This is a genomic window from Pontibacter sp. CAU 1760, from assembly GCF_054482735.1.
Genome location: NZ_JBTLRL010000013.1, coordinates 38210 through 61465, shown reverse-complemented (window position 1 = coordinate 61465; position 23256 = coordinate 38210). Strand labels below are relative to the sequence as shown.

The 23256-nt window shown below is 53.1% G+C and carries 19 protein-coding genes; 6 read left to right on the top strand and 13 right to left on the bottom strand.

Features of this window, described 5'->3' with window-relative positions; all coding sequences use genetic code 11:
* Window positions 1-2: 2 nt before the first annotated feature.
* Window positions 3-782 carry a Mut7-C RNAse domain-containing protein gene (locus tag ACXYMU_RS16735; RefSeq protein WP_458987565.1) on the bottom strand — a complete coding sequence of 260 codons (780 nt, stop codon included), beginning with the start codon at window positions 780-782 and terminating at the stop codon, window positions 3-5.
* 23 nt (window positions 783-805) lie between these two features.
* Entirely contained in the window at window positions 806-1108 is a 303-nt protein-coding gene (locus tag ACXYMU_RS16730) for a Dabb family protein (RefSeq protein WP_458987564.1), read from the bottom strand.
* A gap of 238 nt (window positions 1109-1346) precedes the next feature.
* On the opposite strand from ACXYMU_RS16730, the gene ACXYMU_RS16725 reads away from it, so the two are divergent.
* Together ACXYMU_RS16725 and ACXYMU_RS16720 are read left to right on the top strand one after the other, a co-directional pair.
* The gene (locus ACXYMU_RS16725; RefSeq protein WP_458987563.1) at window positions 1347-2663 is read left to right on the top strand and encodes an NCS2 family permease; all 1317 of its coding nucleotides are present in this window, start codon (window positions 1347-1349) and stop codon (window positions 2661-2663) included.
* A gap of 237 nt (window positions 2664-2900) precedes the next feature.
* Window positions 2901-3578 (top strand): hypothetical protein, encoded by a 678-nt coding sequence (locus tag ACXYMU_RS16720; protein ID WP_458987562.1) that lies wholly within the window; start codon window positions 2901-2903, stop codon window positions 3576-3578.
* Between the two features lie 75 nt (window positions 3579-3653).
* Here ACXYMU_RS16720 and glgX read toward each other — a convergent pair whose 3' ends face one another.
* Complete coding sequence (gene glgX / locus ACXYMU_RS16715) at window positions 3654-5831, bottom strand: glycogen debranching protein GlgX (protein ID WP_458987561.1); 2178 nt, start codon at window positions 5829-5831, stop codon at window positions 3654-3656.
* Window positions 5832-6181: 350 nt separating this feature from the next.
* Between glgX and ACXYMU_RS16710 the strand changes: the two genes are divergently transcribed.
* A complete protein-coding gene (locus ACXYMU_RS16710) occupies window positions 6182-7546 on the top strand; it encodes a mechanosensitive ion channel family protein (protein WP_458987560.1) in 1365 nt (454 codons plus the stop codon).
* A 324-nt stretch (window positions 7547-7870) separates the two neighbouring features.
* Here the strand turns inward: ACXYMU_RS16710 and ACXYMU_RS16705 are convergent, their stop codons facing one another.
* From ACXYMU_RS16705 to ACXYMU_RS16695, 3 genes are all read right to left on the bottom strand, one after another.
* Window positions 7871-8635, bottom strand: coding sequence for an oxygenase MpaB family protein (locus ACXYMU_RS16705; protein ID WP_458987559.1), 765 nt, complete (start codon window positions 8633-8635; stop codon window positions 7871-7873).
* Window positions 8636-8673: 38 nt separating this feature from the next.
* Window positions 8674-9756, bottom strand: a complete 1083-nt coding sequence (locus tag ACXYMU_RS16700) for a sensor histidine kinase (protein ID WP_458987558.1) — start codon at window positions 9754-9756, stop codon at window positions 8674-8676.
* 91 nt (window positions 9757-9847) lie between these two features.
* A complete protein-coding gene (locus ACXYMU_RS16695; RefSeq protein ID WP_458987557.1) occupies window positions 9848-10693 on the bottom strand; it encodes a DNA/RNA non-specific endonuclease in 846 nt (281 codons plus the stop codon).
* A 317-nt stretch (window positions 10694-11010) separates the two neighbouring features.
* Between ACXYMU_RS16695 and ACXYMU_RS16690 the strand changes: the two genes are divergently transcribed.
* Window positions 11011-11841 carry a Cof-type HAD-IIB family hydrolase gene (locus tag ACXYMU_RS16690; RefSeq protein ID WP_458987556.1) on the top strand — a complete coding sequence of 277 codons (831 nt, stop codon included), beginning with the start codon at window positions 11011-11013 and terminating at the stop codon, window positions 11839-11841.
* A 175-nt stretch (window positions 11842-12016) separates the two neighbouring features.
* Window positions 12017-13951 (top strand): type I pullulanase, encoded by a 1935-nt coding sequence (pulA, locus tag ACXYMU_RS16685; RefSeq protein ID WP_458987555.1) that lies wholly within the window; start codon window positions 12017-12019, stop codon window positions 13949-13951.
* A gap of 21 nt (window positions 13952-13972) precedes the next feature.
* Here the strand turns inward: pulA and ACXYMU_RS16680 are convergent, their stop codons facing one another.
* The 5 genes from ACXYMU_RS16680 to ACXYMU_RS16660 all read right to left on the bottom strand — a co-directional run bounded on the left by ACXYMU_RS16680 (window position 13973) and on the right by ACXYMU_RS16660 (window position 18539).
* Window positions 13973-14440 (bottom strand): Crp/Fnr family transcriptional regulator, encoded by a 468-nt coding sequence (locus ACXYMU_RS16680; protein WP_458987554.1) that lies wholly within the window; start codon window positions 14438-14440, stop codon window positions 13973-13975.
* A gap of 2 nt (window positions 14441-14442) precedes the next feature.
* Window positions 14443-17196: an NTP/NDP exchange transporter gene (locus ACXYMU_RS16675; RefSeq protein ID WP_458987553.1), complete on the bottom strand. Its 2754-nt coding sequence runs from the start codon at window positions 17194-17196 to the stop codon at window positions 14443-14445.
* Between the two features lie 192 nt (window positions 17197-17388).
* The gene (locus ACXYMU_RS16670) at window positions 17389-17628 is read right to left on the bottom strand and encodes a hypothetical protein (protein WP_458987618.1); all 240 of its coding nucleotides are present in this window, start codon (window positions 17626-17628) and stop codon (window positions 17389-17391) included.
* Between the two features lie 15 nt (window positions 17629-17643).
* A complete protein-coding gene (locus ACXYMU_RS16665) occupies window positions 17644-18048 on the bottom strand; it encodes a hypothetical protein (protein WP_458987552.1) in 405 nt (134 codons plus the stop codon).
* The gene (locus ACXYMU_RS16660) at window positions 18030-18539 is read right to left on the bottom strand and encodes an adenylyltransferase/cytidyltransferase family protein (protein WP_458987551.1); all 510 of its coding nucleotides are present in this window, start codon (window positions 18537-18539) and stop codon (window positions 18030-18032) included. The genes ACXYMU_RS16665 and ACXYMU_RS16660 overlap by 19 nt, the downstream gene beginning before the upstream one ends.
* Window positions 18540-18727: 188 nt before the next feature.
* On the opposite strand from ACXYMU_RS16660, the gene ACXYMU_RS16655 reads away from it, so the two are divergent.
* On the top strand, window positions 18728-19198 hold the full coding sequence (locus tag ACXYMU_RS16655; protein WP_458987550.1) for a DUF4126 family protein: 471 nt from the start codon (window positions 18728-18730) through the stop codon (window positions 19196-19198).
* Window positions 19199-19700: 502 nt separating this feature from the next.
* On the opposite strand, the gene ACXYMU_RS16650 is transcribed toward ACXYMU_RS16655, so the two are convergent.
* Window positions 19701-20741 carry a DUF4249 domain-containing protein gene (locus ACXYMU_RS16650; RefSeq protein ID WP_458987549.1) on the bottom strand — a complete coding sequence of 347 codons (1041 nt, stop codon included), beginning with the start codon at window positions 20739-20741 and terminating at the stop codon, window positions 19701-19703.
* 6 nt (window positions 20742-20747) lie between these two features.
* Entirely contained in the window at window positions 20748-23111 is a 2364-nt protein-coding gene (locus ACXYMU_RS16645) for a TonB-dependent receptor plug domain-containing protein (RefSeq protein ID WP_458987548.1), read from the bottom strand.
* Window positions 23112-23256 lie beyond the last annotated feature (145 nt).

Below are 23256 nucleotides of genomic sequence, written 5' to 3'. Positions count from 1 at the left end.
GTTTAAGTTAAAGCATTATTACCTAATTCACTGGTTTCTAAAGTCTTTACTTTCGCCAGCATCTTCTCATAATGTGAGCCTTTCCAGTACACTTGCCCACAAGACAGGCATTGGTAGAACTGATCGAAATAGGCTTTTGTCTTAGGCTGGAGCTGCGCTAACACCTGGTGCTTGGGCACTGAACTGATCACGCCATTGCAAGCCATACACCGTGTAAAAGAACGTATAGCCGCGGTAAGCCGGAACCGTTGCAACACCTCCCGCAGTTGCTCTTCAGGTTGCTGCGAACGCAGCCAGTAGCCCCAACGGATTATTTTCTGTTTCAGCAAACCAACATCGCGCGTCAGCACCACACGGTTTTCAGAGGCCGCCATGGCTGCGATCTGGCTGTCTGTGTAGTCGTTGGCATAGCTGCTGTCGAAGCCGAGCATGCGCAGGCTGCGTGCCAGTTTGCCCATGTGCACATCCAGCACAAAGCTGACAGGCACTGGCAAGTCGGGCTGCAGGAGTATAATTCCTGGGTTTTGCAGCAGGCATTCCGCCGCATAAACCTTCACCATATCCCCTGCCTGCAGGGAATAATGAAAGTCTGCCCCCGTTCCGTTTACCAGTATCCCAAAAACTTCAGGGTGCGGCACTCCGATCGCCTCAATCGCATCTTTAACGGCAGGACTACCAGAAAAAGCATAAGGCAGTTGTTCCCGGAGCCTGGATACAGGCAGGAAGTCCTTGAGGCTGCCTTGCAAGGTAAAGTAAGCGACCTTGTCCTTCACTGCACGCATTACGTTGGTTGCAAGTTTATACCCTAGGCATCCACGGCATCATATACCACCACTTTTTCCCAAAGCGATTTGCACTTCTCCACAAAGGCCTCGTGCACGGGATGCACCTGATAGGTTTCCTGATCCTTCAAATTGTCAAATATCAGGAGAAGCGACAGCGCATAGCCCCGCTCAATGACCTCGCGGTTGGTAGTGGCCGGCAAACCGATATGTGAAGTTCTGATAACTTCAATGGGCGTGAGCGATTGCAATCCTTCGAGCAAAGCCGCTTTGTCTGCTTCCGAACCTGGGTTCTTCAGCCAAAAAAATACGTGATGAACAAACATGATCTGTAAATTGATTTAAAATGTGGGATAGCGCCAAATGCGCTTCAATTGCCTAAAATAACAGAACTCTTTGTTGAATGCAATGTAATGTGAGTGATTTAGCCTGAGCGTGCCGTTGTTGCCCTTTAAGCACGAGTTGCATCATTTATACCCCTATCTCCTTAAAATTTGCTAATTTTGCCCTTCCAAATGTTGCTTATCTAGGCAGCGCGCATGTTATAGTATAAACTACCATCCTATGCAGGATTACTTTGAACTGAAGAAAAACAACACAACGGTGCAGACGGAAATCATCGCGGGTGTCTCCACTTTTTTGGCAACGGCTTATATCATCGTGGTCAACCCGAGCATCCTGAGCCAGGCCGGGCTTCCGTTTGCAGGGGTACTCACGGCGACCATCCTCGTTAGTTTCTTTAGCAGCCTGATGATGGGGCTTTACGCCAAAAACCCCATTGTGGTGGCGCCCGGTATGGGCCTGAATGCATTTTTCGCCTACTCTGCCGTGCTGGGGATGGGTTTGCCCTGGCCTGTGGCGCTGGGAGCTGTGTTCTGGTCCGGAATCATTTTCCTGCTGCTGTCTATCTTTAACATCCGTACCCTGATTTTACAGGCTATTCCGCGCCCCCTGCGTTATGCCATTGCAGCCGGTATAGGCTTTTTTATCACCCTGATCGGGTTTGCCAACGCCAAATTTGTCGTGGCCAACCCCGCCACAATTGTCAGCATTGGGGAGCTTACTCCCGCCGTGCTCACTTTTCTGGCAGGGCTTATCTTCACGGCGATCCTTTTAACCCGAAAGGTGAAGGGCGCCATTTTGTTCGGCATATTGTTCACAACACTTGCCGCTTACCCACTGGGCCGTTGGTGGGGTATGGATGCCACCGAAAGCGCCGGTATCATGGTGCACTGGCAGGGTGCCTTTGCTGCGCCTGATTTTAGCCTGATCCTGAAGCTGGACCTGATCAACTCCCTCCAATGGGCGGTGGTCCCGGTTATTTTCGCGTTTGTCTTCACAGATATGTTCGACAGTATCTCCACGTTTGTTGGATTGGCCGAGGCTGCCAACCTGCTGGATGAGCACGGAGAACCGAAGCACGTAAAGCGCTCGTTGCTGACGGATGCAGTGGCCACAACCCTGGCTGGCCTGGTGGGCTCCAGTTCCGGAACGGCCTTCATCGAATCTGCCGTGGGCATCGAGGAAGGTGGCCGTACGGGCCTGACAGCAGTGGTGGCCGCTGTTTTATTTCTGCCCTTCCTGTTTCTGGCCCCCTTGCTGTCTGTGATACCCTCTATCGCTACTGCCCCTGCCCTTGTGTTGGTAGGTGTGTTTATGGTGCGCCCGGTTGCCAAAGTCGAGTGGCACAAGCTGGATGATGCCATCCCGGCTTTCCTGGCTATGGTCTTGATTCCGTTTGCCTATTCCATCACGCAGGGTATCATCTGGGGCTTCCTGAGCTGGACGGTCTTGAAGCTGATCACCGGAAGGCACAGGGAAGTGAGGCCAGCCCTGCTGATCATTGACGCCTTCTGTATCCTGGCCCTTATCCTTGGCTAAGGCACACCAGAGTGCAACAACCTGATTAACAATTCACTAAATCATAAATTATTTTGTTACATTGGCATTGCATGGCCACTATGGGAAAGCTAGGCAGCGCTAAAACAATAAATCTGCCCATCGGGAGTTTATTCTATTAGTCTTGCGTGCACCCGGGTATAGCCATGCTGCACATAGCGTAGAGACGAACCATTTTCTTTTAACCTGGCTACGAGCCAAACTTAATCACCGAAAAACATGAAGGCATTCTTTTTACTCTTATCCTTGGCTTTTACATTGAATGTAGCCAACGCGCAGAGAACGGCAAAAGAAGGCAGTCCTGCCCGTAACTCGCTCACCGAACAGTATAACAGGCTCAAATCAGGGGCTAACTCTTACTCCGAAGGTGGCAGAGACTACAAAGTGATCAATGTGAAATCAATGGATGCTTTCTGGAAAAGCGTGCAGGACACCATTAAGGCCCGTGAACAGGCCATGGTTCAGGCAGGCAAAAACACGGAGCAGGCTTTGGTGGAGGCAAAAGACAGCATACAGAAACAGCACAGCCAACTGCAGGCTATCCGAAAGCAATACGCCGCCAAAGAGCAGGAAGTGCAGCAAAGCGCTTACAACGTAGCCAACCTGCAGGTGCTGGGCATGGATATGGAAAAGCAGAACTATGTCATCCTGAGCTTTGTGGTGATTGTGGTCTTGCTCCTGATGGCCGGTATCATGCTGGTGCAGTACCGCAGCAGCAGGCAAACTGCAGTTGACAAGCAGAAGGCCTACGATGAGATAGACAACGAGTACAATGAGTATAAGAAGAATGCCCGCGAGAAAGAGCTCAAGCTAAAGCGGGAGCTCCAAACGGAAATGAACCGCATAGAGGAGATGAATCAGGAGATCGCCTCCTTGAAAAAGCACTCGCACCAGTAAGTTGTCACTTTGATAAGCACAAAAAATGGCCCGGACAATACCTGTCCGGGCCATTTTTATTTCATTCAATACAGTTTAGGCCACACTGGCAGAGGCCGCCTTTTTTTGTTTGCTATTTTTAGTCGCTTTCACCGGGCTCCGCAGCAACACGATGGAGCGGCCCTGCACTTTCAACGACTTGCGCGGTGCGAATTTCTCCTTGCCGTCGGCAATCTCACTTTCGCTGGTGTCCAGAATCTTAGTCCACTCCTCACCATACTTTTTCAGCGGCAACTTATAGGTAATGGGCTCGTGGTAAGCATTGAAGATCAGGTAGAAGTTGTCGTCATGTATCTTCTCGCCTTTAGGCCCTACAGAACGCAAGCCCAAACCATTCATGAACACGGCCAGGGATTTCGCATGGTCATGGCTCCAGTTCTCCTCAGTCATCTCGGTGCCGTCTGGCAGGAACCAGTCAATGTCCTCTAAGCCTACGCCTTTAATAGGTTGCCCTTGAAACCAGCGGCGGCGGCTGAAGATCGGGTGGTTCTTGCGCAACTCGATCAGCTTCTGCGTGAACTTCAGTAAGCCCTTGTCTGCTTTTTCCCAGTCGATCCACGAAATCTCATTGTCCTGGCAATAGGCATTGTTGTTGCCATGCTGCGTACGGCTTATCTCGTCGCCCGCTACAATCATCGGTACCCCCTGCGACAGGAATAGCGTGGCGAGCAGGTTGCGCTTTTGCTGTTCCCGCAGTTCAAGTACAGTAGGGTCATCCGTTGGTCCTTCCACGCCACAGTTCCAGGAGCGGTTATGGCTTTCACCGTCGTTGTTCCCTTCGTTGTTGGCTTCGTTATGCTTTTCGTTGTAAGACACCAGGTCGTTGAGCGTGAAACCGTCGTGCGCAGTGATAAAGTTGATGCTGGCGGTTGGGCGCCGGTAGCCGTCCTCATACAGGTCAGAGCTTCCGGTAAAGCGCTCGGCAAACTCGCCCAGCATACTATCCGCACCGCGCCAATAGTCGCGGATACAGTCGCGATACTTACCGTTCCACTCACCCCATCCCGGAGGGAATTTACCAACCTGGTAACCACCCTCGCCAATGTCCCAAGGCTCCGCGATCAGCTTCACCTGCGAAATCACCGGGTCCTGGTGGATAATGTCGAAGAAGGAGCCCAGCCTGTCTACCTCATGCAGCTCCCGCGCCAAAGCCGAGGCCAGGTCAAAGCGGAAACCGTCTACGTGCATTTCCAGCACCCAGTAGCGCAGGCTGTCCATGATCAGGCGGAGCACATTTGGCTGCATGGCATTCAGCGTGTTACCTGTACCTGTATAGTCCATGTAATACTGCTTGTTGTCATCTACCAAACGGTAATAAGCCGCATTGTCAATGCCCCGGAAAGAGAGCGTTGGTCCCATGTGGTTGCCCTCGGCGGTGTGGTTGTACACCACATCCAGCAAAACCTCAATCCCTGCCTTGTGCAGTTCTTTCACCATATTCTTGAACTCCACAACCTGCTCCCCAAAAACGCCACTGCTTGAGTAACGCACATCAGGGGCAAAGAAACCGATGGTGTTATACCCCCAGTAATTGGTAAGGCCGTTATCATGCAGGTGGCGGTCAGTCACGAAATGGTGCACCGGCATCAACTCTATCGCTGTAATGCCCAGCTCCTGCAGGTATTTGATCGTAACCGGGTGAGCGATGCCTGCATAAGTGCCCTTGATGTCTTCCGGGATGTCCGGGTGCATTTGCGTGAATCCCTTTACGTGCGTTTCGTAAATGATCGATTTGTGGTAAGGGATCTTCGGAGCCTTGTCACCGTCCCAGTCAAAGTTCGGGTCGATCACTACGGCTTTAGGAATATAAGGCGCGCTGTCAGTCTCACTGAAGCTCAGTTCCCCTTCCGAACTGTTCACATCGTACCCAAAAAGCGAATCGTGCCAGGAAATAGTGCCTGCTATGGCTTTGGCATAAGGGTCGATGAGCAGTTTGTTGGCGTTGAAGCGGTGTCCGTTATTCGGGTCATAAGAGCCGTGCACACGGTACCCGTATAACTGACCAGGCTCAACTTCAGGAAGGTAAACATGCCAAACCTGATGCGTGCGTTCTGTCAGCTTGATCTTCACATGCTCGGTTTCATCCTCAGCCGAATTAAAAAGGCATAGCTCCACACCGGTAGCGTTTTCCGCAAAAAGTGCAAAATTAACTCCCTCTCCATCATACGTGGCGCCCAACGGATACGGGCTGCCTGGATATGTTTTCAAAATCATACTAGTCTTTTAAGGTTAAGTTTGTTGAAGCCTGTCTCTTTGCCTACCTGCTCCAGCTGCTTCCAAATAATTGCAGTGGTTACATGCCAAGGCGTATCAGTGCCACCTATTATACTTTATAACAGATAAATAGTTGGCATTTGCCGGTATCTGCGCTGTGTATTTTTCAAGGATTGAAGCCTAGCGCCGCAGCGCCAGGAATAGCTAAAAATAACTTGGCAAGATGCAAAATAGGTTATTAAATGAATGGTTGCAGGGAAGTTTTGCTCATTAGCCTTTGCGCCAATTTGTAACACTGCCATCAGGCAGTTAGTACACACATCTATACTTACCCGGAAAAACAGCCATACATGCCATTCTACAGCAAAAGAAACAGCCGATTAACCCCATCTCGCTCCACAGGAGGCCAACGGATGGCCCGGGCACATGCACCATCCAGCCAACCCACCCTGCGGAACACCAGCAAACGGGCTTTGGCCAAAAAGCGCTTTGCCAAACCGTCCAAGGTCAAAGGCGCAGCCGAGAACAGGCTCAAGAACTTCAGGCAGGCCACAATCCTGGCGGTGGCCGTAACAGGGTTTATGCTGATGCTGGCCTCGCCGGGTGAGGCTGGACTGGCTGCACAGGATATTTCCCGGCAGGACGCGGTGGCAGACACAGCCGCTGTTTTAGAGGAAGCTACCACAGATAGCACAACTCCCCTAACCGATAGCATCGCGGAAGGCGGCTCCTTAGCGGAATCGAGCAAGGAATCGGCGGGTGAGGCCATCGGGGCGCTGCAGGACCTCTGGAACACCTTTTACTATAACCTTCCGAAACTCCTGATCGCCTTCACTATTCTGCTGTTGGCCTGGCTACTGACCCGGCTACTCCGGATGCTGCTCCAGAGGTCGCTGGGGCATTGGCAGCGCGCCAACGCCATCACGACACTGGTGCTGATCTCGGTATGGCTACTGGCAATAGGCCTGGCAGTGAGCGTGGTGGCCGGCGACATCCGGGCACTGATCGGTTCTTTTGGCTTGATTGGCCTGGCCCTCTCCTGGTCGCTGCAGACACCGATTGAAAGCTTCACGGGCTGGCTCCTCAATTCGTTCCAGGGGTATTACCGCGTGGGCGACCGCATTCGGGTGGGGGAGGTTTTTGGCGATGTATACCGTATTGATTTTCTGACAACGACCGTCTGGGAAATCGGGGCTCCCTACCAACCGGGCTTTGTGCAGGCAGAGCAGCCCACCGGGCGCATGGTTACTTTCCCGAACAACGAGATCCTTACCGGCACCGTCATCAACCTTACCGGGGATTTTCCTTATGTATGGGATGAGCTTGGCATAGCCATCGCGAACGAATCAGACATCCCGCTGTCGATGAAGGTGCTGGAGGAGGTTTCTGCTACCCTTTTAGGGAATTACATGAGAGGGCCGGCGCAACAGTATGCGCAATTGCTCAAAAAAGCCGGACTAGCCTATGAAGTGGCCGAAAAGCCCCAGGTATTTATTTCCCTCGACGATTCCTGGACCACCATCACGATTCGCTACCTGGTAGGTGCCCGAGAGCGGCGCAGGTGGAAAAGCGAGCTGACTTTCCGCATCACCCAGGAGCTAGCGAAACCCGCCTACCAGGAGAAGATCATTCCGGTATATCCACGCCAGCAAGTGCAGTTTATCAACGAAGAAGGAGTACCGGTTAGCACGGCTTCCTTTGGTGCGAATCAGTAAGAAAGGTACATTAAACAGCCCGGATTGCGATTTAAAGTTTAAAATGAAACGGTCCTCCGGAGAGCGGGGCCGTTTCATTTTAACATTGCCTTCGCTCGCGTCTCGCGCGTGTAAGGTATAAGTGGGCCTCTGGCCCAGCCGGGTTGCAAACTCGACACCATTTTTAGACACCCCGAAAGCATTCGGGGTGTCAGTAAAGTAGAGAATGAAACAGCCCTGGCCGGAGAGGGGAACATTTCAAAAATGAGAAAAATACTCCTGGTAAATCAATAAGATGGCAACAACCAGCTGTTAAACACCGCCACTTGAATCAAATGCCTGGCACTACCCCGGCACCACATCCAATTCCCGAATCTCAGCATGGTAGGCAGGTGGTAGAATCACTGCTTTCAACAAACCATCTAACTTCACTTTCCGGCTGAGTTTATACATGGCCAGCACGGGGGTGAGCCAAGAATAAGGCCCCAGTTGAAGCATTTGATTCACCAAGGGTGGTACCACCAGCACCTGCCCCTGCAAAAGCAAGCCATACCGGACCAGCCCCAGGTGTTTGCGGTACTGCTGGTAGAGGTCTCTTGTAAAATGCCCTGGCTCCAGGTTTTGCTGCAGGTGGTTTTGGCGCATGTCGCACCAGGCGGGGTATGAGGCGGGTAAACCCTGCAACTGCATGCGCTTGCCCAAACGATTGAAAACCTCGAACACGTCCTCTTTCTCAGCGTCCGTTAGCTTGCGCTCCAGTAGTTCATAGGATCGGATAGAATAATCGATGAGCATGAACAGCACGTCGCGGTAAGCCCAATCCGGGATGGAAGCGCCCCGCCTGGCCTCAACGCCGGCATGGATAGCGGTAATCTTATCGATGGCGTGGTGGGCTCCCTCCAGGTCGGAGAACACGATCTGCCGGGCATAGGCTACCGTCGAGAAAAGCCTCCCCAGAGGGTCTGCTGGCAGCTTGCCTGTAAAATAGAGCCAGCCAACAGCTTTGTTCAAGGCAAACTCCGCCGCTGCCCCGGCAAAAATAAAGAGGATAGTATCACTCTTGCCCCAGATCTCCCTTACAACCGAGTTTTTCGCTACAAAATATGCCATGCTCCCATAACACCGCTGGTCTAAAAAATGTGCGAAAATTACTCGCCAGGCAGCGGAAAACTCAGCTCAAACACGGCTCCCTCCTGCTGCCCGTCCATGAGCCGGATGCTGCCACCCTGTATCTCCACCAGTTCCCGCACAATCGACAGCCCCACACCATTGGTGGGCTCTCCGCGCAAGCCCTGCCGGGCCATGCTGCTGTACCGGTCGAAGATATAAGGTTGCATTTCTTTCGGTATCCCTATTCCCGTGTCGGCATGCGTGATGTTGAGCCGCCCACTCCCGGTCTTCACCTCGATCCGGATGGTGCCGCCCGGCTTGGTGAACTTCACGGAGTTCGACATCAGGTTGTTGATCACCTGCATGAGTTTTACCTCATCCAGCTCCACCATCATTTTCGGGCTTTCGGCTGCGAGCTCAAAGTGATACTCCTCCCCTAAGGCTACCTGAAAGGAATGCAGGATCTGACGCACCAGTCGCACCACATCGAAGCGTTGCACATTCACTGTAATAAACGGGGCCTTGATGTGCTCATCGCTCAGCACTTCCGTGATGATCTGCTGGCAATTCTCGTATGCCCGCTTGATGATGTCGAGGTAAGTACCGAAGGTATCGTAGTTTTGCTGCAGATGCTCCTGCTCCAGCAAGGTCACGATGTTGTTCATGATGCCCAGCGGGCCCCGCAGATCGTGCGCCACCAACTGCAACGCGCTGTTTTTTCGGCGTCCGTATTCCCGCAGGTAGTCCAGGTACTGCAGTTGCTTTGTCACATCTTCTACTTCGCCTGCTATATGGGTTACCCTACCCGACGCGTCATGAAGCGGCCATGCATCTATTCTCACCTCCTTCTGCACACCGTCCGGAAGTTTGAGGCTAAACTCTACCTGCACGCTTTTACCGCCCTCAACCACCTGTCTAAAGCGCCTGTGTACGGCGCGCCTATCGTCAGGGGCTATAAGCTCCAATAGTTGCAAGGGGTCTGACTGCACCTGTGCGCGGCTTAGTTGACAGATGCTTTCCACGGCCCGGTTCAGATAGCCAAACTGCCTGTCAGACAAGTGATACAGAAACATTATTTTCTTACTGGCATCTCCGAACTTCTGCAACAGGGAGTCATCCATGGGGGTATGGGTCAGGTGGGTATGTGTTTGGATTTCTGATTGTACTTATAAATCCTGCGCACCTTTGTGATGTGGATGTGGCGCAAAGAAATTAATTCACTGCCTCTTTGTCAACCCGGCTTTCCAGCACCGCTTCTATCTGATCGGGCAAATTGGAGAGCAAGTCGTAGCCTGTGGCTTTCTCGATGGCATCTACGGTGGTGCGGTACGTAGCCCAGTCAGCGCGCACTGAGTTGGTATTGGGAGTATTGATGGCGATCACACGGGTGTTTGGGGTAATGCGTGCCAGGTCGTTGCTTCCCTCCGGCAAAACCACCAGCACTTTCCAGATACGGCTGGGCACCGTCACCCGGCCGTCGTCTATCTTCTTGGCGGTTCCTTCGCTGCCGGTGCCGCCGATGCCATAGCTGCCCATCACCACGTACACTTCCATACCATTGGCTACCAGTTTACGGGTGTAATCTTCGAGGCCTGCCCAGGTTTCCTGGTTGTTGCGCGGGGCCTGTGGTATGATATTGGTCATCAAAAAGGTAGCGGCATTGTCTTCTTCCGAGCTCGTGCGGTCGGCGGAGGGGGTATTGTGACCCCGGTTGAAGCCTGTATTGGTATAACTCCCCGGTGTAACCCGATACCAGCCCTGTGGCAGGGTGTTATCGCTCCTGAAGTTGTCTTGTCGCGGGGCATCGCCCAGCCAATCCTTGCTGACGTGCCAGCTTACCCAGTTGGGTATACCCCGGCTGCGGCTATAAGACAGCGCATACTGGGGCTTGGTCAGGAGGTAGTTCTCGGGGTTGCTTGTGCTTGCGGTGGCACCGCTTGGGTTGCCCAGCAGCATCTGCTCCTCGGAAAGCGAAACCCGGGGCATCACCTCTACCTGCTTACAGCCAATCGCGATGACCCATATAAAAACAAAATGCGTGAGGTGACGGAATCGCATGGGATAGAAATTTAAATTATCAGAAATAAATGAAGTATAGATTAACTAACGCGTGCGCATACTGCTTGTTATTAAAAAAAACCGCCTTATAGGAAAAACTGCCGGCATCGCGTCTAAACCTTTGGTTTGCAGCCGCTGACAAAAGCTTGCGTTTTGTTGCATGCTGCATTCACACCCTCCCTCTGTTAATCCGCTGGCTGCATGACAAGATTGTTCAGAAGGCTCTGGCTTATTTTGCATCTGTGCCCGATAAATATTATTGTTGCAACTATTATCCTGTTTATGCTAACAGGGGCAACTTAAGATGTAAAGAAAAGATGAACATAAAAGCGATTTGCTCTGATATAGACGGCACCCTGCTGGACAGTAACCGCCAATTGTCCGGCAAAACCATCCGCGCTGTTAAAAGCCTGGCAAATGAGATCCCGTTTATACTGGCTTCCTCGCGCATGCCCAGCGCCATGCGGCACCTGCAGGCCGAGTTAGACATTCTGCACCAGCCCATGATTTGCTTTAATGGCGGCTACGTGCTGCTCTACAATGAAGGCGAGGATTCACCCGCCGTGGTGGATTCCGTGCAGATCCCGGCTTCGGTCTGTACTGAGATCCTGAAACTGTCGCATGGTACCTCCATCCACGTGAGCTTGTACACCGAAGACAACTGGTATGCCCCGCAAGTGGATGCCTGGACCGAGAAAGAGCAACGCGTGACCAAAGTGACCCCTGAAATAACCGCGCTGGACCAGATTCTGCAGGGCTGGCATCTTAGCGAGGGTGGCGCGCACAAGGTGATGTGTATGGGCTCTGAGGCAGAGATCGCGGAAATGGCCGCGGCCCTGGAAGCCCGCTTCAGCAGCGATATCTTTATTTACCGCTCTAAAAGCACTTACCTCGAACTGGCTCCCCGCACCATCTCAAAAGCCACTGCCCTTGAGCTCCTCCTCAAAAGCAATTTTGGTATTCAGATGGAGGAAACAATGGCCTTCGGAGACAACTACAACGACATAGACATGCTGAAGGCTGTAGGAAAAGGCATAGCCGTTGAGAACGCCCGGGAAGAGGTAAAAGCCGTGGCCGATGAAATCACGCGCCGAAGCACAGAAGACGGCGTGGCCATAGCCATCGAGAAACACATTCTTAAAGGCTGATTTCACCAGAATCACTACCCACTAAAGGCCTGCCCCGCTGGAATGGGGCAGGCCTTTCTTTTTGAGCGCTGTCACCACCCCCACAGCATCTTGGGTGTTTGCCTAAAACCTATGCCTGACGGACGCAGTACTAATTTTTACGATCTCATTAGTATACTTATACCCCTTTTCGGCTATGGCTACTCCTTCTGACCAGGCAACACCTACAGCAGCTACTTACAACGACTACCCCGCTTACCCCGAAGAGAACTTATGGCCCACCTATACCCCGGGCGGCACCACCTTCAAGCTCTGGTCACCGGTGGCGGAAGCGGTAGCGCTAAACCTCTATGCCAAAGGACATGGCGGCGAGGTGCTGCAACGCCACGCCCTGGAAGAGGTTCGGGAGGGACTTTGGCAACTTACCCTACAGGGAGATTGGCAAGGGGTATATTACACTTATCAGGTTAAGGTAAGCGAGAGCTGGCTGGATGAAACGCCTGGCATTTATGCTCAAGCAGTCGGCGTGAACGGCAAACGCGCCATGGTGCTGGATCTGGCCACTACAAATCCTCCGGGCTGGGCGTTTGACAAAGGCCCACAGGTCGGCACTCCTAACGAAGTCATCTTGTATGAATTGCATGTCCGGGACATGACCGTCAGTCCCAACGCTGGCAGCACCATGCCCGGCAAATTCTTGGGCCTCATGGAGCCTGACACACATAACCGCGAGCAACTGAGCACCGGCATTGACCACCTCATAGAACTGGGCATCACGCATGTGCACTTACTCCCTTCCTTTGATTTCATGTCGGTGGATGAGGCTGCGCTGGATAAGCCACAGTATAACTGGGGCTACGATCCGCAGAATTACAACGTGCCCGAGGGCTCTTATGCTACCGACGCATACCGCGCCGAGGTGCGCATCCAGGAGTTTAAGAAGACGGTGCTGGGCTTTCACCAGCTAGGGTTGGGCGTAGTGTTGGATGTGGTGTATAACCATACGGGCCTAACGGAAGATTCAAACTTTAACCTGGAGGTGCCGGGCTATTACTACCGCCACACGGCGAGCGGGGGCTGGTCTAACGCTTCAGGTTGCGGCAATGAAACAGCCAGCGAGCGTACCATGATGCGCAAGTTTATGATTGAGTCGTGCTGCTACTGGGCGACAGAGTACCACATCGATGGCTTCCGATTCGACCTGATGGCCATACATGACCTGGAGACCATGAACCTGCTCTCCGAGGCGCTGAAAAAAATCAACCCGAATATTATCCTCTACGGCGAAGGGTGGACAGCCGGGGCAAGCCCCCTGCCAGAGGAAAAGCAGGCGCTGAAGTCCCATACCCACCGAATGACCCATGTATCGGCTTTCAGTGATACCCTGCGGGATGGCCTGAAGGGTTCGGTGTTTGATGTAGCAGCCAAGGGTTTTGTGAACGGAGCGCCGCACATGGAGGAGCTTGTTAAGTTTGGTGTGGTCGGCTGCACGGCACACCCTGAGGTGCAGACCAAGAAAACGCCCTGGGCGCGTGATCCCTGGCAGTCAGTGTCGTACGCTTCCTGCCACGATAACCATACCTTGTACGACAAGCTAAAGGCATCAGCTCCGCAGGCCACTGAAACCGAGATTTACCAGATGCACCTGTTAGCCAATGCCGTGGTCCTGACGGCACAGGGAATCCCGTTTTTGCACGCCGGGGTTGAGATGCTTCGGTCGAAGCAAGGTCACCACAACAGCTACAATCTTCCCGATGCCATCAACCAGCTAGACTGGGACCAGAAAACAACCTATTACGGTGCTTTTACTTACCTCCGGCAACTGATCGCGCTCCGCAAGGCGCATCCCGCGTTCTACATGCCTACAGCGGCCATGGTGCGGGAGCACCTCCGTTTCCTGCAGGCTCCACCGGGGTGTGTCGGCTATACCATCAGCGGGCACGCCAACAACGACAGTTGGGCGAACATACTCATGCTCTACAATGCCAACCCCTACCCGGTGCAACTGCCGATTTCGGGAGAGTGGCAAGTGGCAGCCTCCGAAGAGACAATCGATCTGAGTGGTATGCGGCGCATACATGAAGTAGCAGGCGCTGCCCCGCGCTCCATGCTGTTGCTTTTTCAGGTATGAGGGAGCACCATTAGTTTTGACTTAAAGTTGGTCTATGTGCGGCTCGCGGCTTAAGGTGGGGGTATGGCGCGACACGCTTTTGTCGTCCATGATGCGGAGGCGGCGGCAGAGCGTGTTCAGGATGCCTTTCAATACCTCCACATTGTTCATCATGATCTCATAAAAAGGCTCCTGCTCCAGTTTAAGGAGGATCGTCTCCTCTAGGGCAGTGGCGCTGGCAGACCTGTTTTCGGCGTCCAGTACCGCCAGTTCCCCGACAATGTCATTGTCCTCCAGCACCGCCAGGGTATGGCTACCGTCGTGGATGCGCACCCGCCCTTTGTAGATGAAATACATGCAGGTGCCTTTGTCGCCCTTGGCGAACAAGGGTGCATCGGCATCGAGGTATACCTCCTCCAGTATCCCGGCCAGCCCAACTAGTTCCTGCTCAGGGGTGTTATGAAAGATATCGGAGGAGTGTAAAATCAGTACTTTCTCTATCAGAAGCATTTTTATTTTATAAGCGTTGATAACACATATTCCCGCGTTTCCTGAAACAGTGGGTCGGCGAAAGCATGTTCAGGAGACAGGGCGGCCAATGGCAACTGTGCCCCCTCTACCCTCGGAATCATGTAACAAGCCACCGCTTTGGTCCAGGTGCTAAACCCTGTTTGGGTGTCCTGCAGGATAGCGCCAATGGTTGTTTCGGCCGGCGGAACCACATGGTGCTGCCGCACCACCTGGTTGTTGTATATATCCTGTTCCAGTTCCAGCAGCATGTTCAATGGCTGAAAATAGTGCTTGGGCACAATCAGCTCCAGCATCTCGATAGCATTGTATACCTTGGCGCTGTCGGCTTGGTTATACAGTTCCATTACCCGCTCTATCTCTTTACGCTTCATAACCAGGGCCATTGCCTTAAAAATGTGTTGGATATCCTGCCTGATTTCGGAGCAGAGGGCATCCTGCAACGGCTTCAGGGAATCATAGGTGAGCAGGTGCAGGTAGTAGCTGGCTTTGCGTTGGCTTTGCTTTAGTTTCAGCTTCAGGTATTTCTGCAGCGCCAGCTGTGCCTCTGCGCCGACTGGGGTATGCTGGTGCCAGCGCGCTTCTATCACCGCCTCCTGGTTTGGGTAAGCCTCCACGAGCAGGCGCTCCAGAAAAGCAGTTGCCCCTGCTCCTCTCGTCTTCCCGGCCACTTTCACCAGGATGGGCAATAGCGCGGGTGTGAACGCCCCAGCCTGGACGTAGGGCGTATGAAAGAGCATGTCGCCGAAATGCAGCAGCGCTTTCTGCAGGGTGGCATGCGCTTTCTTGTCCATCCCCAGTGCCACCAGTTGCTTCAGTAGCCGCACTTCCCGCACTTTCCCGACAGCCTCCATCGCGCTGGTATACACGGCAGCCGAACCATCCTGCAACAGCGTTTTCAGCACCTGTGCATGGTCGTTTCGCTGGGTTTCGGCAATCATCTCGATCGCTACCAGCCTGTCGCTTTCCTGAGGACTGCTGGTCAGGCGCTGTAGTTCGTGGGTTACCATGGTGTCTGCGGCTGGCTCATGCCTGCTTAGCAATCCTGTCAAGGCCGCTTTTTTGTCAGCCTGGTCGAGGTGTGTGAGCGCGTTAGGGTCGTTGACCACTAAGTTGTCATCGAGCAGGTACAATGCCTTGATAAGCAGGAGGCGCACTTCCTCCACCGACTCTAGCTCCAGCCGTTCTTTCACGAATGGCAAGGCACTTTCCCATTTGTTCTCCAGAATCCGGGAGGCAGCATAGGCCCTCAACTCGCGAAAACCCTGTTTCAGGTGCATCAGTAATAAGGCTGCAATCTCAGGATAGCCGGAGCGCTCCAGCAGGTGCAGGGCATGTATGGCTACTTTCGGATCGTGGCTGGTGGCTTTCTGCACCAATACATTCTTAACCGACAGGTTGTTCAGGAACAGTTCGCTGCCCGCAAAATAGCCCTTTTTCATGGCGTTCTGTAAGGTTCCGCGGTAGGCCTTTCTCACCAGGAACACACTTGCTCCCCAGATGAGCAGCAGAAAAAGCAGCAGCTGGCTTACCTGCAGGATCGGCACATGGGCATGGTCCTGGAGGTAGTAATGCAGGAAGGCGCCGACCAGCAGCAAGGCGAACGGCAGGGTATACCCCTTGGCAATGAGGTGCCCCTTCAGGCGGCTATGCGGGCTTAGCGGCTGGAAGAGCACAAAAAAAACCGGTTCCTGCAGTGTGGAGCGCAGTATCTCCGAGAGCAGTACCATCCCCCCGAAGGCGTAAAGGTGCATTTCCACTGGCCCATCCATTGCCAGGATGACAGCGTTCACGGCAAACAACAGCACCGGCACAATCAGCAAGCAGGTGGCCAGCCCAAAATGCGCGATGAAGCGGCTGCTGAACAAAAGCTTAATCCCGATAGCCAGCAGGCGGCCGAACGCGAAGAACACTGCAATAAAGGTGGCCAGCTGGTTGTCGGAGGTGTACCGGTTTTTGATCTCCGCCAGAAACGTAAAATCGATCACCGCATAGATGGTATGGGCCAGCAAGGACCAGATAGCGATATGGAAGATCAGCCGGTTATGGAAATAGCGCTGCAGCAGGGAACGCTGTTTTGGCTTAGGGTGCGCTTTGCCGGGGGGATGGGCATGGGCAGCCGGCCCCAGGGCCTCTTTTACCTCGGCATTGTAATCGAACTTCCGGAGCAGCACATCCACTACCACAAAGGCCAGCACCGACACCCACAGCAGGTTCACGACGCCAATGAGGGGCACCAGGGCTGTCACCGAGAAGTAACCCAGCATCTTAGCCGGTATGTCTCCTGCCCCAACGACCGAGAAAAGCCGTTTGCTTTCGCGCACGTTGAAGAGCATGGACGTGAGCCCCCAAAAGGCATAGCCCACCAGCATATAAACCACCATGTTCCAGACGGCCAGCAACAGCGGGAGCCACTGCGAACGCAGGAAGGTCAGGCAGAGCCAATGCACGAGAATAGAGGCCGCCGAGAACAGCACCACCGTCTGCAGCAGCTTCTCCGGGCTGAGCCTGGCCTCGAGTTTGCTGTACAGCAAATTGGCCAACAGCAGAAAAACAGCGGCCAGCAGGTATACTCGCGGGAAAACAGAGACAGGGTAAGAGGACAGGATGAGCGTGAGGGAACTTGTAAACAGGAAGGCAGTGGCCACCCCAATGAAGTACTGCACCAGAAACAGGTGCCCCACTAATTTCGCTTCGCCGGGCTTGATGTTTAGCAGCAGGTGTAGTCTTCTATGCATAACGCTCCTATTTTTGCTCTACAACATCACAGCGTATTCTTTGACACAACTATCAGTTCTAGAACTAATACTAGGGCAGGCTTACGCATTGTTACATAATCAACATAAAATAATGAAATTATTTAAACAATACACTTAATCGCTTAGCTATATTGCTGGCAGTCAAAACTTACGCCTGCACGCTGGTAAGCCTTATAAATTATCACGCCGGCATATTTTTACCTGGATGGCATCTTTCACCGGTTTTTCCGAAACCAGGATAATATACCCTCCCCCGCCAGCCCCACTCAGTTTCCAGCCTAGCACATCGCCTGCGTAAGCTCCAATCTGGTGCATGAAGTCGGGGTTAGCCATATGCGGAAACAGTAGCAGTTGCGCCTCAAATGATTTTCTGACACAGGCTCCAAAGGCTGTCAGGTCCTTCTGCCGTATGGCCTGCCAGCAACCCTATGCCGCATCGGTAAGCGCCTTTGCGTTTTCGCCGTTGATGCAGGTATCCTCCAGCACCACATACCCTTGCTCCTGCGGCCCCAGCATCACCAGGTATAAGTGCGCTTCCAGCCAATCAAGGATCGAATTGTCGTCGACCGATTTGATCTGCTCTGGCCAATAGGCGTTGTTGTAATAAAGGTAATTAAGCCCCGGCAGCACAATGCCCATTACATCCTGCGAGCCCGCCACCTCTGCAGTGCCAGGCGGGTTTTCATAACTGAACAGAATCTTGGCAAGCTTCTCCCGGTCGCCGCTCGGGATGGCCGTTCGCCACAGCTCCACAGCCTTGTTGCGTGTGCCCCAGGCCATGCCGCTGCGGTTGTTGAACGCCACCGTAGGCTCTATGGAAATGGTGAGCACAGGGCCAGGCGCCTTCTCAGAAACAAAGGCTGGTTGAGCCAGCCACCCGCCAGGTCAATCCGGAACGGGATGATACACTCGGTCCGGAGGCTGTTGGTGCTGCGGGCGGGCAGGTTCTCATGGGGTGTGCGCTGCAGCACATGGTACGCAATGCCCCATTCCTGGCACAGTGCGGCCTTGGCTGGTGTGGCCCCATCCTCATTTACCACAAACACATCCGGCTTCATGGCGTCTGTCCCTTCCAGAAAGTCAATGATGCCGGTGCCGCGGTTAATGTGGCACGCCGTTGTGCAAGCCAGCGCCTTGACCATATAGCGGCGTTCGTCCTGCGAATTAACAGGGTAACGCCCCTTTCGCTGGTATACATTCTCGTCGTTGCCGATACACACGTACAGGTCCCCCATAGCGGCGGCTACTTTAAAAAAAGCCACATGCCCGCTTTGCAACAGGTCGAAGCATCCAGTAACCATCACTTTCTTAATGTTTTCCATATAGGGGATCTTTCTATCATGATTCGGATTTCTAAGATAGAAACATGTTGAGTATAGAAAACTCCAGGGCAGGGTATGGCCAGATCATGTTTCATCATAGCTCCCAGCTAAATTATGGACGCAATGGCCCAAACAGGCTGCTATGCGTACAACCTCAGGGTTGCTAAGACTAACTAAAATGTAATACAATGAACGACACAAGCTATAAAGTGATGGCATTAGGTGCCCTGGCCGGTATGCGGTCGATGGCTGCCCCGATGCTGCTGAGCCACCAGATGAGCCAGGATAGCGCAAAACCACTGCAAAACACGCCGCTCCGGTTTTTAGGAAATGATATGGTAGCGCTGGCGTTAAAAGTGCTTGCCGCAGGAGAACTGGTAGGTGACAAAGTGCCCGGGGTGCCTGACCGCATCGATGCGCCAAGCCTGGCGTTTCGGGGTGCTGCGGGAGCTTTGGTAGGTGCCGCCCTGTATATGGCCGATAAACAGAAGCCCATAGCGGGTGCCGCACTGGGTGCAGCGGCAGCTGTGGCCGCTACCTTCGGCAGTTTCTATATCCGGAAATACCTGAGTGAACACACCGCCGTGGCTGACCCCATTTATGGTGCCCTCGAAGATGCCCTCGTCCTCGGAAGCGGCCTGCGTGCTGCCAGGATGTAAACAGATCGTATCTGACAAACAAAGCGCCATTCGTTAGCTAAACGAGTGGCGCTTTGTTGTTAAAAACGACAAATAAGTGATACCACCAGCTCAATACAAGTTCTAAACTTTCTGATTCCGTAGCTGATACTCCGCTCCATATTGAGTTAAGGGCCCCTCTCAAGCTGAGGCGCGTTTTCCCGCTCGGCGCTGCGTAATTGAAGCTGCCGGGGGTAGGGGCCAATGCCGCCAACTTAAGAAACAGCTATAGCCAATCTGTCATCTCGACGAAAGGAGAGATCTGGAATTTTTTAGTGTCATGGGATTTTTCAGATTCCTCGCAAAGGCTCGGAATGACAGCTTCGCCTTAAGTTGACGGCATCGGGGGTAGGGGCCCTCCCAAATAAAATGCAGATACACATGCTCTGATCATTTAAAACAACAGTATTCTGAATTGCAACTACGCGGTTTAAGGACGCGGTGCATATTTTAATTTCTGTCTTCCAGTGAAAATGGCAGCTCACTACCAGCCTGTGGGTTGGCGGGTAGTTGCATTATTTATTGTGCGGCAGTCGTCGGGGTATACATACTCAGGCGAGTTTGGCTCCTGAATGTCTTGCCGCAGGATTGTCAGTTCCTTTTTCGACACGGCCGAGGCGTCGAAGTAACCGATTACCTGCTCCTCCTTGTCGCTTATATTGTAGATATTCCCCTTTAACTGCGAAGGTGGTGCATCGAACACAGTACCGGTAGATTGCCGCTGCTGTTCCACCACCTTAAAGAAGTTATAGGCATCCTCCGAGATGGAGTGCTGGTACACTGTGAGTTTGTACTTGGCTGACAGGTCACGCTCGAAGGGTGCAAAATGCAGCTCCTGCCGTAGGTTCTTGCGCCCATCTGTCAGCCTGTCGCTTTTCACGTTGTACAGCTGCGCGCGCTCATACACCCAGCAGTGGCCGCAACACGGCTTAGGCCTTGCCCGCGGGCAACCGCGGCATTCGTAGTCGATGAAATTCCAGGGCTGGGTATACACCTCAATCACGCTGGCCACCGACCACCGGTAAAAGTTCTTCTGCTCGCCCGGGTCCGTAAAGTCAACAAAAAACTTATAGCCCGGCATCAAGGCTTTCTCCTTCTTGCCCTCAATCCCCACTTCTACCTCGGCAAACTCGGTATAAACAGAGTCTATCGGTACCGGAGGAAGCATTGTCACCTTCTCGGATTCGTAACTTCTCCCGGCAACTTGGATGCGTAGCTGGTAGGTTTCCCCAATTTTTGCGCTTTTGTCACCTAAAGGCCTGTATAACCCACTTTTATAATGCCTGAAGAAAATCTCCTCCCCTTTGTCACTCTTTACATAAACCATAGCACCTGTTTCAAATTTGTTGTAGGTAAGCGCGTAGGGCTGCGAATAACTGAGGCGCACATAGCTTGAGTCGATATTTGAAAAGGTAGCCTCCACCACCAAATGCTCGCGTTGCTCGCTTTGCTCGAACTGTATGGGGTCTACGCACCCGAGCAAGAGCAGCATCGGCAGTATAAGTATAAGTAAGTATTTCTGCATCGCGGGTTAGAATTTCAGGTTGTAGTTAACGGATGGAATGGCAACGCCAATCACAGATAGTCGGTAAGGCTGGGGCGGTGAGCCGAAATAATGCTGGAACAAAGTTGAGTAGGCATTTTTCCGGAAGTACAGGTTGTAGATCGAGATGCTCCAGCTTTTCTCTATCCGCTCTGACTTCTGAAACTGATAGTTGAAAGAGATATCCAAGCGGTGGTAATCGGGCAAACGCTCCTGGTTGCGCCCGTAGTAGTTCGCGAACTTCTGCCCGTAATAGTTGAACCAGGAGTCAGAGCCGGTGATGGGGCGACCCGTGCTGTAGGTGAAGTTTGCCGACCAGCTCCATTTTGGCGTCATATGGTAGTTGGCAAAGATGTTCAGGTTTACCGGCTTGTCGTAGTTAGAGGGGTATGGATGGCCGTTGTTGATCGTCTCCTCCTGGGTGATGCCGTTGACGGTGCGCAGCGAGCGGGAGTAACTCATGCTGACCCAACCGTTCAGGCGGCCCCTGCTTTTCCGGAACATCCACTCAGAGCCATAGGCCTCCCCATCACCATACAGCAGATCAGCCTCCAGCGTGGGGTTCAGCAGAATCACGGCACCGTCTTTATAATCCAGCTGGTTATAGAGCTTTTTGTAATACACCTCCCAGGTGAATTCATACCGGTCTTCGGGGTGCACATAAAAGTAACCCACCGATGCCTGGTCCGATACCTGCGGCTCGATATAGCGGTTCGACAGTTTCCATACATCCACCGGCGTAATGGCGGCCGTGTTCGAGATCAGCTGAATGTACTGGCGCGAGCGGCTCAGCCCAACTTTCAGGGAACTGGTTGGGTTAATGGAGTACTTCACAGAGAAGCGCGGCTCCAACCCCTGAAACTGCTGCACCACCTCCCCATCCCGGTAGAAGAGGGTATCAGAGATCGTGGTTTCCCTGCGCGGCCATTCGTTCTCGAACAGGTACACGTCTGACGGGCCGATTTTTTGAAAGAGGGAGTAGCGCAGGCCCAGCGACACTGAGAACTTGTCATTCAGCCGGATATCGTCGTTCAGGTACCCGACGTGCTCATATCCCTTGTCGCGTGGTATGGTGCGTGGATTGAGGCTGGAGGTGCCGTACGGGATCAGGTCGCCGGGCTGAATGTCGTACAGTGAGGAAGCCACACCAAACTCGATCTGGTTGTCTTTTATACCGAAGTAGCCGAAGTCAGCCTTCGCCTGTGAAAAGTCTATGCCCGACTTCAACTCAAACTCCTCGCCGCGCCCTATCCCCTCCACGGAGTTGGTATAAATGCTTTTAACCAGCGTAAGCGTACCGGCAAAATTGTTATTGAACAGGTGGTTCCACTTCAGCGTGCCCAGCGTGTTGTTCCAGTGGTAGGTCGTGTCGTAGGGGAACTTGAAGCCGTCGGCACTGTGATAGCCAGAAAAGCTGATATTGTTCTTTGGGTTGGCTATGTACTTCAGCTTCAGGTTGCCGTCATAAAAGTAGCCTGAGCTGTTCTTGATGTTCTCCCCGGGGAAGAGCTTCAGGATGTAATCCGGGTATGCGCCGCGCACCCCCACCAGCATGCTCAGTTTTTCGGTGACGGGCCCGTCCATGCTGAACTTGGCCGTAATGGGCGAGATGCCCACCTGGTAGCGCATCTTCTCTGTATTGCCGTCCTGCATCTTCACATCCAGTATGGAGGAGATGCGGCTGCCGTGCTTGGCGGAGATGCCGCTCCGGTGCAGTTCGTAGCTGTCCAAGATGTCGGGGTTGTAGATGGAGAAGAAGCCGAAGAGGTGGTTGGCGTTGAAGATGGGCGCATCATCCATCAGCACCAGGTTCTGGTCGGCGCTGCCCCCGCGCACATAAAAGCCGGCGGTGCCCTCCCCCGCATTCACCACGCCGGGCAACGAGGAGATGGACCGGATCACATCCGCTTCGCCCATCAGGTTGGGCATACGCGTCAGCAGTTTCTGGTCGATGTAGGTGCTGCCCATTTTGGTGGAGTTCACATCCACCGTTTTCTGTGCAGTTACCTCCACCTGTTTCAGGTCGAAATTACGCTGCACCAGGTTCAGGTCGAGGTTGAGGTTCTGGTTCAGGTTAACGCTATACTGGAAAGGCTCCATGCCGATGTACTGGCACATGATCTCGTAGTTGCCCTCTGGAAGAGTGATGGAGAAACCCCCTTTTGCGAAACCGCCCTCCGCCCCTGTCTGGATAACATGGTCGCCGGGGTTGATGATCAGGTAGGCACCGTCCAGCCGTTCGCCCCAGGCACTGCGCACCGTGCCCGATAATTTGAAATGCTGCGTTTGCGCGGTAGCAACCGAAGCGAGCAGGCAGAGCACTAAAAGGAATGAAAGGAGTTTTTGTAGCATAAGGAGGAGGCCTACTTGATGTTATTACATTCAAATATAAAGATATTAGTTTATCAACCCTATATCTTCTCCAAAGAATCCTATAGCATGCGGCACTGCGGCAACTTTCTCACGTAAAGCCATTCCCGCTTCCGTTTTCACGATG